Genomic DNA, 14,104 nt, shown 5'->3' with positions numbered 1-14,104 from the left:
GGTTGGTAGACAAAGGTTTTCCAGTGTTTTAATTCATTCTGTTAGGAATGTCTGGTCGGTAGAATTAAAAATCGCATCAAAATTATACGTTCCGTAGGAACGTTTGATGAATGTTGCTAAAAATTTATATCCACAAATCAGGTGTCCCTACAGGATACAATGACGCACATTTTTTTTACTACCAACGAAATATTTCTACGGAATATCAATTAATATGTTTTTATTGAAAATTCAAATATTTTTGTACTTCTTCGTATGGAAATAATAATTCTTTTGGACCATCTGCATAGGAGGCCGCTTCATATGAATTGTAGTATAAAAGCAAACCTGCAGAGGTATAGAAAATGTTTTGCGGAAGCTGGAATTTATCGTTTTCGAACATTAAACCTGTAGCATTAATGTTAGCTGTTTCTGGGATTTTATATTTTGATCTAAAAGTTTTTTCAGCGAAAGCTTTAAACTCTTTTTCGTTTTTAAATAACTTATTATTGAAAATCGTTTTCCCTGTTTTTTTATCAAATAATAAAGAGCGATAACCTTGGTAGCCGTGCGCGCCGCCAGTAAAAGTATAATGGTCAATTTTAAGGTTTACAATCTGATCAGATTCAAATTCTACATTTCCGATTACTTTAGCTTCCCAGCCAAAAGTGTCGTTTGGAAATTTTTCATGCATATCTTGGTATGACGCAATAAAAGATTTGGCTAATGATTTATAACCATCAACTTTTACCGAATCATCTTCAAAAAATACAATCTCTTTAATGACAGCAAAGACTTTTTTATTGATGCTGTCTGAAGTTACTTTAACATTTTTAGCAATTGGAACTTCTATTGTGATTTTTGGGCAGTCTTTTGCACATGGTATAGTAGACTTTTCTTCAAATGTTTCATTCTCAAATGAAAGCTCTTTTTTGCAACTTGTAAAAATCAAACACAAAAAGATTATAAATAAGTAATTTTTCATATCAAAAAGTGTTAATTATCTACAAAGATAAGTAGTTGTGTCGCGATAAAATAAATTAAGCGGTAAATTTGTAAAAGAATTTAGGAATTAAAATTTATAACTATATGAAATTCAATACAAAAGTTATTCACGGAGGACAGCATCATGATCCAAGTACAGGAGCTGTTATGCCGCCAGTGTACCAGACTTCAACATTTGTGCAAACAAGTCCAGGGAAACCTTTGGCAGATTACGAATATAGCAGGGCTTCAAACCCAACGCGTACGGCTTTGGAAGATGCGCTGGCAAGTATTGAAAATGGAACTCGCGGATTGGCATTTTCGTCTGGTCTTGCAGCTACAGATTGTGTTTTAAGATCCTTTAAAGCTGGAGACGAAATCATTGCAATGGATGATTTGTATGGCGGAACATACAGAATGTTTTCTCGTGTTTATAAAGATTCGGGTATTAAGTTTCATTTTGTTGATATGACAAATATCGAAAAACTGAAAAGTTTAATCAACGAAAAAACAAAACTTATCTGGGTAGAAACACCAACAAATCCGTTGATGAAATTGGCGGATATTCAAGAAATAGCAAAAATTACTCAAGAGAAAAAAATCCTTCTTGCTGTTGATAATACTTTTGCAACGCCTTATTTGCAAAAACCTTTAGATTTAGGAGCTGATATTGTCATGCACTCGGCTACAAAATATTTAGGGGGACACTCAGATGTTATTGCGGGTGCCTTAATTGTAAAAGACGCAGCGCTTGGCGAGCAATTGCATTTTCAGCAATTTGCAACCGGAGCAACGCTTGGACCGATGGACAGTTTCTTGGTTTTAAGAGGAATCAAAACTTTGGCATTACGAGTTCAAAGACATTGTGAGAATGGAGAAAAAGTAGTTGACTACTTAAGTAACCATCCTAAAATTAAAACGGTTTATTATCCAGGCTTAAAAAATCATCCGTTTCACGAAATTGCTAAAAAACAAATGAAAGCTTTTGGAGGAATGGTTTCTTTCGATTTTAAATCTGGAAAGAAAGAAGATTCTATTGCGTTTTTAGAAAAACTAAAAGTATTTACTTTAGCAGAATCATTAGGCGGAGTAGAATCATTGGCCAATCATCCTGCTTTAATGACGCACGCTTCTATTCCTGCAGATAAAAGAGCTGAAGTTGGTATTACTGATGATTTGGTTCGATTAAGTGTTGGTATCGAAGATGCAGAAGATTTAATTGCAGATTTAGAGCAAGCACTTTCTTAACAGAAGAAATTCCATAAAAAAAATCCCAAATTCCAATTTTAATCATCTTGGAATTTGGGATTTTTTATATTGTAGTTTTCTAGATTTAGAATTCTAAGTAATAGATGTATCCAAAGTTAAACCAAACTTGCCAATCGTTAGATTTATTTTCTTTGTAAATATCTTTATTAGGGTTGAGTCCGTCAATCCAATCTGAATTGTACATTGAGAAACGAGTTTCAAACATCAAATCGCTCATTTCTGTTAGTTTGTAATGCACTCCGACAGCAGCTGTTGCAGATAAAACGACACCAGTTTCTGTAGAGAATCCGTGAGGACGTCCATCAGATGGCGTTAAGTATTTTCCTGGAGTAACATTTGGCAATGTAATATCGCCTAAATGAGATCCAATTTTTGCAGAATAATAGCTTACTTGAAAACCTAAACTTCCGTACGGACTAAGGCTACCAATTGAATTTTCGAAGTCGTGAATTTTCATAAAAGGAGAAAATTCTACTTGAGCTCCCAGGCCTAAAATGCTCGAACTTGCATGCATGTTTTTTAATTGCTGTGCAAAGACTCCATCAGGTTTTCTTTCAACCCATTCTCCAAAATGTTTTAGCGTGGTTTTACTATAGGATAGGTCAGTTCGTATTTTAAAATGTTCTGTAAAATAACTTTCTCTATTGTTGTTGGCTGAAAAGTTTAAAAAATGCATAATTCCGATTCCAAAACCGGTATTTCCCACATTGGTGTCGACGTTGTGTCTTTCGCCAAAATCAGACTGTAAAGTAACTGGTCCGGCATAAATTCCGATCTCTTGAGCTAGTCCTTGCGCTGATACACCAGCTGATATACCTAAGATGGCAAATAATGTGATAAATAGGGGTTTAGACATTTTCTGGGGCTTACAAATCTCGGCAAATATATAAAAAACATAATCGATTCAAAATATTAAATCGTTGTATTGAAAAATAACTAGCAAAATACTTAATTTACTAACTTTTAAAGAGTGATTTATATGTAAACACCTACATGTAAAATGTCTTTTTTTGGAATGTTTGAAAAAAACACAAATCGCTTTAAAAAAGTGAAAAATATAACATCGAATCATTATTTGCTATATCTTTGTCAGTTAAAACGAAAACGTTTTCTTGAACATAATTTCTTAATTATTTAAGAGTAAAAATTAAACCTAATTTATCTGAAAATTTATTTCAAAGATGGAACAAAAAATAAATGAATTTATGGCTCTAATTGAGTCAAAAAATCCAAACGAGCCAGAATTTCTTCAAGCTGTTAGAGAATTTGCAGAAACAGTTATCCCATTTATCGCAGAGCGTAAAAAATACGACGGAAAGAACCTGCTTTTAAGAATTGCGGAGCCAGAGCGTTCTATAATCTTTAGAGTTCCGTGGGTAGATGATAAAGGAGAAATCATCGTAAATAGAGGTTTCAGAATTCAAATGAACTCTGCAATTGGACCTTATAAAGGAGGAATTAGATTCCATCATTCTGTTAACCTATCTGTTTTGAAGTTTCTTGCTTTCGAACAAGTATTCAAGAATAGTTTGACAACACTGCCTATGGGAGGTGGAAAAGGAGGTTCTGATTTTGATCCAGAAGGAAAATCTGATGGTGAAATTATGCGATTCTGCCAATCTTTTATGACAGAATTGTGTCGTCATATCGGTCCAGATCTTGATGTTCCTGCTGGAGATATTGGCGTTGGAGCTAGAGAAATTGGCTACTTATTCGGACAATACAAAAGAATTAGAAATGAATTCACAGGAGTTTTGACTGGAAAAGGTTTGGCTTATGGTGGTTCATTAATCAGACCTGAGGCTACAGGATATGGAGTAGTTTACTTTACAGACCAAATGCTTCGTACAATCGGTCATGAAATTAAAGGGAAAAGAGTTGCTATTTCTGGATTCGGAAACGTGGCTTGGGGAGTAGCTTTAAAAGTAAATGAATTAGGAGGAAAAGTGGTTACTATTTCTGGTCCTGATGGATATATTTATGATGAAGAAGGTATTTCTGGAGAAAAAATTGACCATATGCTTGAAATGAGAGCTACTGGTGATAATAGAGCTGAAAGATATTTGGAGAAATATCCGAATGCAGTTTTCCATAAAGGTAAAAGCCCTTGGGAAGTAAAAGTAGATATCGCAATTCCATGTGCTACTCAAAACGAATTAAACGGAGAAGATGCTAAGAAATTAATTGATAATGGTGTTTTATGTGTAACGGAAGCAGCAAATATGCCTTCTACTTTAGATGCTATTAAACTTTTCTTAGACAACAAAGTATTATTTGCGCCAGGAAAAGCAGCTAATGCTGGTGGGGTTGCAGCTTCTGGATTAGAAATGACGCAGAACTCTATTCGTTTAAATTGGACTAGTGAAGAGGTGGATTTGAGATTGAAAGAAATCATGATCGGAATTCATAACCAATGTAAAAAATACGGTGCAGAAGAAGACGGATATGTTAACTATGTAAAAGGAGCTAACATTGCAGGATTTGTAAAAGTTGCCGATGCCATGCTTGCGCAAGGTGTAGTTTAAGATTTACTCAATAATAAGTGGTACCCTCGTTGTCTTCATAAAGATGCCGAGGGTATTTTATTTTAGCTAAAATTTAAATAAAATCCCGTTTGTAGTATATTTGTCTATTCGAATACATTATATGATGAAAAAAGTATTTTTCTGCGGTTTGTTTTTATTGCTCATTCAGTTTTGCGAGGCGCAGGGTAAATTGTCTTGGCAGGGATATTTTTCATTTAACGAAATAAAAGACATTTCAGAATCGGCTACAAGTGTAATTGCGGCTTCAGAAAATGCATTGTTTTCCAGAAACACAACAACAAACGTACTCAAGTCGACGACTACCGTGGACGGACTTTCGGGACAGACTATTTCAGCTGTCTACTACAGTGAAACATTTAAAAAGACAATAATAGGTTACGAAAACGGCCTGATGATCGTGATCAATGAAGGGGATGGGAGTATTCTAAAAGTGGTAGATATTATCAATAAACAATTGCCGGCAAATACTAAAAAGATCAATCATTTTATGGAAAATAATGGATTGATTTATGTTTCTTGTGATTTTGGAATTGTTCAATTTAATCTTAAAACCTCTCAATTTGGCGATACCTATTTTATTGGTGACAATGGAGCTGAAATTAGCGTAAAGCAAACCACAATGTTTAATGGATTTATTTTTGCGGCAACTTCTAGCGGTATTAGAAAAGCAGATAGTACAAATACCAATCTTATTGATTACAGTCAGTGGTCGGTGGTAAACGGAGGGGACTGGTCAAGTGTTGAGGCTCTTGATGCCGAACTTATTGCAGTAAACAATTCTGGATATATCCATAGATTTAATTCAAATACATTTGTTGGTTTTTCGCAATTGCCGCAAGTGGCTGTCGACACAAGGGCGAAAAATCACGTTCTATTTGTTACAACTGCCAATACGGTTTACGTGTACAATAATCAAATGGTGTTGAATCGACAAGTTGTAAATACTCAAGTTTTAGATAATACTTTGACTTTTAGCTGTGCAAGCGCAGTTGGAAATCAAATTTTCATTGGTACAAAAGAAAAAGGTTTGTTTGTTTCTGCTTTGAATAATGTCACTGCTTTCGAAAACAGTACGCCTAGCGGTCCCGTTCGAAACAATATTTTTTCTATTGATGCGAGTGCAAACAATTTATGGGCAGTGTATGGCGATTATGATATTTCGTACAATCCGTATCCTTTGGATAGCTACGGCGTTAGCCGATTTAATACTTCGGGATGGCTTAATGTTGCTTATTCGGATGTTTACGATGCTAAATCAATAACTAGAATTACTATAAATCCAAATAATGAAAAACAGGTTTATGCCAGTTCTTTCTTTTCGGGATTGGTAAAAATTCAAAACGATATTCCTACTCTTTTGTATAATGAGAAAAACAGTGGTTTGGAATCCATTACAACAGAGGGACCAAATTATATAGATGTCAGAATTAATGCAACAGCTTTTGATAAATCCGGTAATCTTTGGGTGACCAATAGCCGAATCAAAAATGGATTGAAAGTTTTAAAAACAAATGGACAATGGGGAAGTTATGCAATGACTTCGATTCTAGATGATGCAGAAGAAGAAAACTATTCGAGTATTGCGATTGACCGAAATGATGTAAAGTGGATTGGAACATATAGTAGTGGAGTTGTCGGGTTTAATGAAACGACTAATACTTTTAAAAAAATGACTTTTGGAACCGATGCTGGTAATCTGCCGATTGCCGATGTGAGAACGATAGCTTTGGATGCAAAAAATCAGCTTTGGATCGGAACCACAAAAGGATTGAGAGTTTTGTCTAATGTTTCAAGTTTTCAATCAGAAAGTCAGTTGAAAGCGAATCCAATTATTATAAGCGAAGACGATTTGGCTCAGGAATTACTTTACGAACAATTTATTACTTCAATAGCCGTTGACGGCGCAAACAATAAATGGATTGGAACAGCAGATTCTGGGATATTTATGGTTTCTCCAAACGGTCAGGAAACAAAATATCATTTTACGATAAACAATTCGCCATTGCCGAGTAATTATATAAATGACATTAAGATAAATGCGAAAACCGGTGAAGTTTTTATAGCAACCAGTAAAGGATTGGTGTCATTTGGCGGAATAGCAACAGAAGCCAACGATGATTTAAGTAATGTGTACGTTTATCCAAATCCAGTTCGCCCAAATTACAACGGAACAGTAAAAGTGGCGGGATTGATCGATAAAGCGAATGTTAAAATTACTGATATCGAAGGTAATTTGGTTTACGAAATAACATCTTCAGGAGGAACAATCGAATGGGATACAACTGCTTTTGGTAAATATAAAGTAGCGTCTGGCGTTTACATGGTTTTTATCTCTGCTGAAGATGGCGGAGAAACTAAGGTTAAGAAAGTGATGATTATTCGATAAGTAATTTAGTGTTCAGTTTGAAAACTTGAAACTTAAAACTTAAAACTTGACCCGAGGCGTTAGCTGAACGGGCGAAACAAACAAAAAACAACAAACTGCCTTGCAAGTCAAAACCAAAGCCATAGTAATCTCGTCTTTAAAATTTCAGGAAAAAAGCTTGATCGTAAAATGCTTTACACTCTCAAGCGGACTGAAATCGTATTTTGTGCGTGATGCTTTTTCGAGTCGAAAGGCAAGCCAGAAAATTGCTTATTTTCAACCTTTTTCGATTTTAGAAATTGAAGCTGTTCATAAGAATAAAGGAACTCTAGAAAATTTTAAAGAAATAAAAACCGCCGTTCCGTTTCAGACTATTCATACTGATATTGTGAAAAGTACAATGGTAATGTTTCTTTCCGAAATGCTTCATTATTCCATTCAAGAAGAAGAAAAAAACGAACAGCTTTTTCTGTTTTTAGAAACTGCGTTAACCTGGCTGGATCATCATGATGAAATTTCTAATTTTCATCTAATTTTACTTTTAGAAATTACAAAATATCTCGGCTTTTATCCTGATATTTCTGAAATCGATTTGCCTTTTTTTGAAATGAATGAAGGCGTTTTTACACTTTTTCAAGGAGCAAGTGTGCTTTCGGAACATGAAACCAATTTGTTTAAAAAGTTACTGGAATTAAAATTCGATAACAATCAAAAAGTCTTTCATGTTGTAGAAAGACAAATTCTTCTGAAAATAATAATTGATTATTATAGTCTTCATCTGGAAGGATTCAAAAAGCCTAAATCTTTGGAGATTTTAAAAGAAGTTTTCTCTTAAATCGATCAAAAGCACAATATTTATTGCGGAATCTACTCAAAATTTCCCGAAATCGCTCTTTTTTCTCTCAACTTTTCTCTAATTCCCTCAAAATTCCTTACTTTCGCACCTCGTTTAAGAAAAGGATAAAATGAGTACAAAATTTACTGAATACAAAGGACTTGACTTACCAACTGTAGCGTCTGAAGTTCTTGATTTTTGGAAGAAAGAAAATATATTTGAAAAGAGTGTTACAACTCGCGAAGGTGCTGAACCTTTCGTATTTTTTGAAGGTCCGCCTTCAGCAAACGGATTGCCTGGAATTCACCACGTAATGGCACGTGCGATTAAAGATATTTTTTGCAGATATAAAACTCAAAAAGGTTTTCAAGTAAAAAGAAAAGCTGGATGGGATACTCACGGTTTGCCTGTTGAATTGGGTACCGAAAAAGAATTAGGAATTACAAAAGAAGATATTGGTAAAACAATTTCTATCGAAGAATATAACGAAGCGTGTAAAAAAACCGTTATGCGTTATACCGACGTATGGAATGATTTGACTGAAAAAATGGGATATTGGGTTGATATGGAAGATCCGTATGTGACTTATAAACCAAAATATATGGAGTCTGTTTGGTGGCTTTTGAAACAAATCTACGATAAAGGTTTGTTGTACAAAGGGTATACAATTCAGCCGTATTCTCCAAAAGCTGGAACAGGATTATCTTCTCACGAGGTAAACCAACCAGGAGCGTATCGTGATGTTACGGATACTACAATTGTAGCGCAGTTTAAAACGCTTCCAGAAACTTTGCCTTCATTCTTACAAGGTTTTGGAGATATCCATATTTTAGCTTGGACGACAACTCCTTGGACTCTTCCGTCAAACACCGCTTTGACAGTTGGTCCAAAAATCGATTATGTTTTAGTTAAAACTTTTAATCAATATACTTTTGAGCCAATCAATGTTGTTTTGGCTAAAAACTTAGTTGGAAAACAATTCGGAAAAGGATTTTTCTTAAGTGAAGATGACGCTGATTTTGACAATGTGAAAAACGGTGACAAAAAACTTCCATACAAAATCCTAACTGAAGCAAAAGGAGCAGATTTAGTAGAAATTCGTTACGAACAATTATTGCCTTATGTATTGCCTTATGAAAATGCTGAAAATGCATTTAGAGTAATCTCTGGCGATTTCGTTACCACTGAAGACGGAACAGGAATTGTGCATACAGCTCCGACTTTTGGTGCAGATGATGCTAAAGTAGCAAAAGAAGCAAAACCAGAAGTGCCGCCAATGTTGGTTTTAGACGAAAACGGAACTCCAGTTCCATTAGTAGATTTACAAGGAAAATTCACTTCTCATTTGGGTGATTTGGCTGGTAAATATGTTAAAAATGAATACTACGATGCGGGACAAGCTCCAGAGAAATCTGTAGATGTTGAAATCGCTATTCGTTTAAAAGAAGAAAACAAAGCTTTTAAAGTTGAAAAATACGTGCACAGTTATCCACACAGCTGGAGAACAGACGAGCCGTTATTATACTATCCTCTAGATTCATGGTTCATCAAAGTAACCGATGTAAAAGATAGAATGTTCGACCTGAACGAAACTATCAATTGGAAACCTAAATCTACTGGTGAAGGACGTTTTGGAAATTGGCTTAAAAATGCCAACGATTGGAACTTATCTCGTTCTAGATATTGGGGAATTCCGTTGCCAATTTGGAGAACAGAAGATAAAACTGAAGAAGTTATTATCGGTTCTGTTGAAGAATTGTACAATGCAATCGAAAAATCGATCGAAGCAGGTTTTCAAAAAGAAAATCCGTTTAAAGGATTTGAAATCGGAAACATGTCTGAGGACAATTACGATTTAATCGATTTACACAAAAATGTAGTTGATGGACTTACTTTAGTTTCGGCTTCTGGGAAACCAATGAAGCGCGAAAGTGATCTAATCGACGTTTGGTTTGATTCTGGAGCAATGCCTTATGCACAATGGCACTATCCATTTGAAAACAAAGAAAAAATTGATGACAACAAAGATTTTCCAGCAAATTTCATTGCAGAAGGAGTAGACCAGACTCGTGGATGGTTCTATACTTTGCATGCAATCGGAACTTTGGTTTTTGATAAAATCGCATACAAAAACGTAGTTTCAAACGGTCTTGTTTTGGATAAAAATGGAATTAAAATGTCTAAGAGTAAAGGAAATACGATAGACCCATTTAAAACCATTGCAGAAAACGGCCCTGATGCTACACGCTGGTATATGATTATGAATGCAAATCCGTGGGATAACTTGAAGTTTGACCTTGAAGGAATTGCTGAGGTTAAACGTAAATTCTTTGGAACACTTTACAATACCTATTCATTCTTCTCGTTATATGCTAACATCGACGGATTTAAATACGAAGAAGCTGAAATTCCTTTAAACGAAAGACCTGAAATCGATCAGTGGATTATTTCTGAATTACATTCGTTAATCAAATTTGTTGACGAATGCTACGAAGATTACGAGCCTACAAAAGCAACAAGAGCGATTTCTGACTTCGTTCAGGAGAATTTAAGTAACTGGTATGTTCGTTTATGCCGTCGCCGTTTCTGGAAAGGGGAATATGCAAAAGATAAAATTGCAGCTTACCAAACGCTTTATACTTGTTTGCTTACAATCAGTAAATTGAGTGCTCCAGTAGCTCCATTTTTTATGGATAAATTGTATCGCGATTTAACAACTTCTACGGGAACCGAGGATTTTGCTAGTGTTCACTTGGCAGAATTCCCAAAATTTGTCGAAAACTTTGTTAATAAAACGTTGGAAAGCAAAATGCAGAAGGCGCAAACAATCTCTTCTTTAGTTTTATCGCTACGTAAAAAAGAGATGATAAAAGTGCGTCAACCTCTGCAAAAGGTAATGATTCCGGTACTTGACGAGAATCAGCGTGCTGAAATCGAAGCTATTTCTGACCTTGTAAAAGCCGAGGTAAATGTTAAAGAAATCGAACTTTTAGACGATGCTTCGGGTATTTTGGTAAAACAAATTAAGCCTAATTTTAAGGCTCTTGGACCGCGCTTTGGAAAGGATATGGGATTGATTTCTAAGGAGATACAAGGTTTTTCTGCAGATCAGATCAACCAACTGGACAAGCAAGGAACGCTAGATATTGTTATTGCAGGAAATAGTGTAACTTTATCATTAGAAGATGTGGAAATTACATCACAAGATATCGAAGGATGGTTGGTTGCTAATTCAAACGGAATAACAGTTGCGCTTGATATTACTCTTACCGAAGAATTAAAAAATGAAGGTATCGCTAGAGAATTAGTTAATAGAATACAAAACATCCGTAAAGATTCAGGATTTGAGGTTACGGATAAGATTAAAGTTCAAATAAAACGAGATGGTATTTTAGAAGATGCAGTTTCAAAAAATGAAGACTATATTAAGTCTGAAACATTAACAGACGAACTGGTTTTTGTTGACGCTTTAGAAAACGGCACAGAAATTGAGTTTGATGACATTAGAACCATTATATTAATTTCAAAATAGTAGAAAATGATAGATGAAATTATTAGATACTCAGACGCAGATTTAGCAGAGTTCAAAGAAATAATCCAAGCAAAAATTAAAAAAGCACAAGAAGATCTTGATTTGATCAAAAGTGCCTATATGAACGATTTGAATAACGGTACTGACGATACTTCTCCAACTTTCAAAGCTTTTGAAGAAGGAAGTGAGACCATGTCAAAAGAGGCGAACTCACAGTTGGCTATCAGACAAGAGAAATTCATTCGTGACTTAAAAAATGCTTTATTCCGCGTAGAAAACAAAACCTACGGTATCTGTAAAGTAACAGGTAAATTAATTAGCAAAGAAAGGCTTAAAATCGTTCCTCATGCTACAATGAGTATCGAAGCTAAAAACTTGCAAAGATAAATTGCGTAGAAATACGTAAGAGAAAAGCGCTCCTTTAAAGGGCGCTTTTTTTGTTTAATGTTTAAGAGTCAGCGAATTTGTTAGCTAAAGCGCGCTTTGAAAGAAATTATTTATATTTAATCAAAATAAATTTAACTAAAACGAGGTGATTTTTGTAAGAACGATTTAAGGTGGTCTGTTTTGTTTTTTGAATGTTGTAAGATAAAAAAAACCGTCTTTAAAAGACGGTTTGTAATAAAATAGAATTCAAAAACTTACGCTAGATTTTTTTCAACGTCAGCTTTATGTTTTCTTAAAATAGCTCTTGTCATACCTAAATTAGCTTTTGAAGCGTCAGCAGCTAAGTAAATCATGAATTTTTTGTTTGGAGAAATGTCGATAATATGGATTTGATTAGAAAGTGTAATCAAAATATCTTCGATGTCCTGGTTTAAATTTAATGCCTTTACAGCGCTTAATTTAGCTTTTACAACTTCTAGGTTATAAGCTGCGGCAAGTTCTGGATCAAAACTAGGGTCAATAGTTAAATTTCCAAAACTTAAACCAGATTCAATTTCGGTTACTGCTACAGCGATAAAGCCGTTCACGTTTGTTTTCATTTCATTTAAAAACACGTTTAAAAAATCATTACTCATAAGTTCATTTGGGTTATTGTTAATAGAATTTTTATGTTATTTTAATAGAGAATTTTTGCTTAATTCAGCAGAAACTTCTTCGGTAGAGCGCATCAATAAAGCTAAATTGCTTCCTTCTTTAGAAAAAGCGACAATAAAATTAGAACCGCTTATCTTATTTCCAACGATTACGCCTTCAGCGCTTTTTAAATATAATTGTTTTAAAGAGCCTTTTTCTAAATCAATTAAGAATTTTTCGCTCATAGATAAAATAGCTGCACTCATTGCGGCAATACTGTCTCCGTAGTCAAGATTTAGCGAGGTAATGAGTTTGCCTTTTTCGTTTAATATTAAAGCTGCAGTAGATTTGGTGCTGACAAGAAAGTCGTTAAGAGTAGTTGTGATTTCATTCATGATTTTGTAGGATTTTGGGAGGAATCTTAAATTCCTTTTGTTTTAGTATTTGGTTTTCAAATTAATTACCGTTTATGCTAAACAAGTGTTAATTTTTGTTAACAAATATAAATTAAATTATGTATCATTGTAGTACCAAATCAGTAATAATTTAAATTATTTACTACTTAAAACTTACATTATGTCTAAAGTATTGAAATTCAAAGAAGTAAACTCTGATGTAGAGCGCAGAATGAAAGAATTTGAAAAACTACGCGTTAAGTTTAAAGCTGATGTAAAAAAAGGTGAGGCTAAGAAATTGGCGGCCGGAAAAGAAAGCAAAGGAATCTTCAAGTCGATTTCAGAATTTTTCTCTGACAGTCCAAAGACACCAGCCAAAGCCGCGGTAAAAAAGTAAACTTTACTAGGTTTAGATTAGCAGATAAACATGTTTAGTTTATTAGAAAAGAATTAACGCTCCTTTAGGAGCGTTTTTTTTGATTAAATTGTTATTTTTGCCCATCAAAAAATCATAAAATGTCATTACGAAAAGCGTATTTCCTTATATTCCTAGTTTTAATTGTTGATCAGCTTTCTAAAATTTATGTCAAAACAAATTTCGTTTTAGGCGAAGAAGTTGTAATTGCAGACTGGTTTAGAATTCATTTTATAGAAAATGAAGGAATGGCTTGGGGTACAAAAATACCTGGGGAATACGGAAAACTAATTTTGACAGTATTTAGAATTTTTGCTGTTGTTGGGATTGGCTGGTGGCTTTCTGATTCAGTAAAAAAACGTCATTCAAATTATTTAATTGCAGCGATCGCATTGATCTTCGCGGGAGCAGCAGGAAATATTATCGATTCTGTTTTCTACGGAGTTATATTTGATGACAGCACACATAATTTAGCTACTATTTTCTCGCCCGCTCCATACGGAACTTGGTTTCACGGTTTGGTTGTAGATATGTTCTATTTTCCTATTTGGGAAGGAAATCTTCCAACTTGGCTGCCTATATTTGGCGGGAAACACTTTGCTTTCTTTAATGCTATTTTTAATGTTGCCGATGTGGCAATTTCTACTGGTGTTGGTATACTTTTGGTTTTCAATAAAAGAGCTTTTCCAAAACACTAATTTTATCAATTTCTCAATTTTATTTGATTTTTTAATTAATAGTGCGCTAGAAGTGCTATTTTTACG

General features: G+C 34.4%; 12 protein-coding genes. 8 read left to right on the top strand and 4 right to left on the bottom strand.

What is annotated here, in order from left to right:
• Positions 1–220: 220 nt before the first annotated feature.
• Positions 221–964: a PdaC/SigV domain-containing protein gene (locus tag ABTV69_RS03465; RefSeq protein WP_433834279.1), complete on the bottom strand. Its 744-nt coding sequence runs from the start codon at positions 962–964 to the stop codon at positions 221–223.
• Between the two features lie 104 nt (positions 965–1,068).
• Here ABTV69_RS03465 and ABTV69_RS03460 point away from each other — a divergent pair, with 104 nt between their 5' ends.
• Positions 1,069–2,211 carry a cystathionine gamma-synthase gene (locus ABTV69_RS03460; protein WP_433834277.1) on the top strand — a complete coding sequence of 381 codons (1,143 nt, stop codon included), beginning with the start codon at positions 1,069–1,071 and terminating at the stop codon, positions 2,209–2,211.
• An 85-nt stretch (positions 2,212–2,296) separates the two neighbouring features.
• On the opposite strand, the gene ABTV69_RS03455 is transcribed toward ABTV69_RS03460, so the two are convergent.
• Positions 2,297–3,088, bottom strand: a complete 792-nt coding sequence (locus ABTV69_RS03455; RefSeq protein WP_433834275.1) for a THC0290_0291 family protein — start codon at positions 3,086–3,088, stop codon at positions 2,297–2,299.
• 325 nt (positions 3,089–3,413) lie between these two features.
• On the opposite strand from ABTV69_RS03455, the gene gdhA reads away from it, so the two are divergent.
• The 5 genes from gdhA (at position 3,414) to ABTV69_RS03430 (ending at position 11,897) form a co-directional block, all read left to right on the top strand.
• Positions 3,414–4,757, top strand: coding sequence for an NADP-specific glutamate dehydrogenase (gdhA, locus tag ABTV69_RS03450; RefSeq protein WP_433834273.1), 1,344 nt, complete (start codon positions 3,414–3,416; stop codon positions 4,755–4,757).
• A gap of 124 nt (positions 4,758–4,881) precedes the next feature.
• A complete protein-coding gene (locus ABTV69_RS03445) occupies positions 4,882–7,164 on the top strand; it encodes a T9SS type A sorting domain-containing protein (protein ID WP_433836667.1) in 2,283 nt (760 codons plus the stop codon).
• Positions 7,165–7,264: 100 nt separating this feature from the next.
• Positions 7,265–7,978: a DNA repair protein RecO gene (recO, locus tag ABTV69_RS03440; protein ID WP_433834271.1), complete on the top strand. Its 714-nt coding sequence runs from the start codon at positions 7,265–7,267 to the stop codon at positions 7,976–7,978.
• Between the two features lie 130 nt (positions 7,979–8,108).
• Positions 8,109–11,510: an isoleucine--tRNA ligase gene (gene ileS, locus ABTV69_RS03435; protein ID WP_433834269.1), complete on the top strand. Its 3,402-nt coding sequence runs from the start codon at positions 8,109–8,111 to the stop codon at positions 11,508–11,510.
• 6 nt (positions 11,511–11,516) lie between these two features.
• Positions 11,517–11,897 carry a TraR/DksA family transcriptional regulator gene (locus ABTV69_RS03430; protein WP_008465297.1) on the top strand — a complete coding sequence of 127 codons (381 nt, stop codon included), beginning with the start codon at positions 11,517–11,519 and terminating at the stop codon, positions 11,895–11,897.
• Between the two features lie 254 nt (positions 11,898–12,151).
• Here ABTV69_RS03430 and ABTV69_RS03425 read toward each other — a convergent pair whose 3' ends face one another.
• Together ABTV69_RS03425 and ABTV69_RS03420 are read right to left on the bottom strand one after the other, a co-directional pair.
• Positions 12,152–12,532, bottom strand: coding sequence for a hypothetical protein (locus tag ABTV69_RS03425; RefSeq protein WP_111425195.1), 381 nt, complete (start codon positions 12,530–12,532; stop codon positions 12,152–12,154).
• 36 nt (positions 12,533–12,568) lie between these two features.
• A complete protein-coding gene (locus tag ABTV69_RS03420) occupies positions 12,569–12,925 on the bottom strand; it encodes a roadblock/LC7 domain-containing protein (protein WP_433834267.1) in 357 nt (118 codons plus the stop codon).
• 181 nt (positions 12,926–13,106) lie between these two features.
• Between ABTV69_RS03420 and ABTV69_RS03415 the strand changes: the two genes are divergently transcribed.
• Both ABTV69_RS03415 and ABTV69_RS03410 read left to right on the top strand, forming a co-directional pair.
• Positions 13,107–13,322, top strand: a complete 216-nt coding sequence (locus ABTV69_RS03415) for a hypothetical protein (RefSeq protein WP_433834265.1) — start codon at positions 13,107–13,109, stop codon at positions 13,320–13,322.
• Between the two features lie 119 nt (positions 13,323–13,441).
• On the top strand, positions 13,442–14,038 hold the full coding sequence (locus ABTV69_RS03410; RefSeq protein WP_433834263.1) for a lipoprotein signal peptidase: 597 nt from the start codon (positions 13,442–13,444) through the stop codon (positions 14,036–14,038).
• Positions 14,039–14,104 lie beyond the last annotated feature (66 nt).

Source organism: Flavobacterium anhuiense, from assembly GCF_050990855.1.
Lineage (GTDB): Bacteria > Bacteroidota > Bacteroidia > Flavobacteriales > Flavobacteriaceae > Flavobacterium > Flavobacterium anhuiense_C.
The sequence above is the reverse complement of the archived record's forward strand: the minus strand, read 5'-3'. Positions and strand labels throughout refer to the sequence as shown.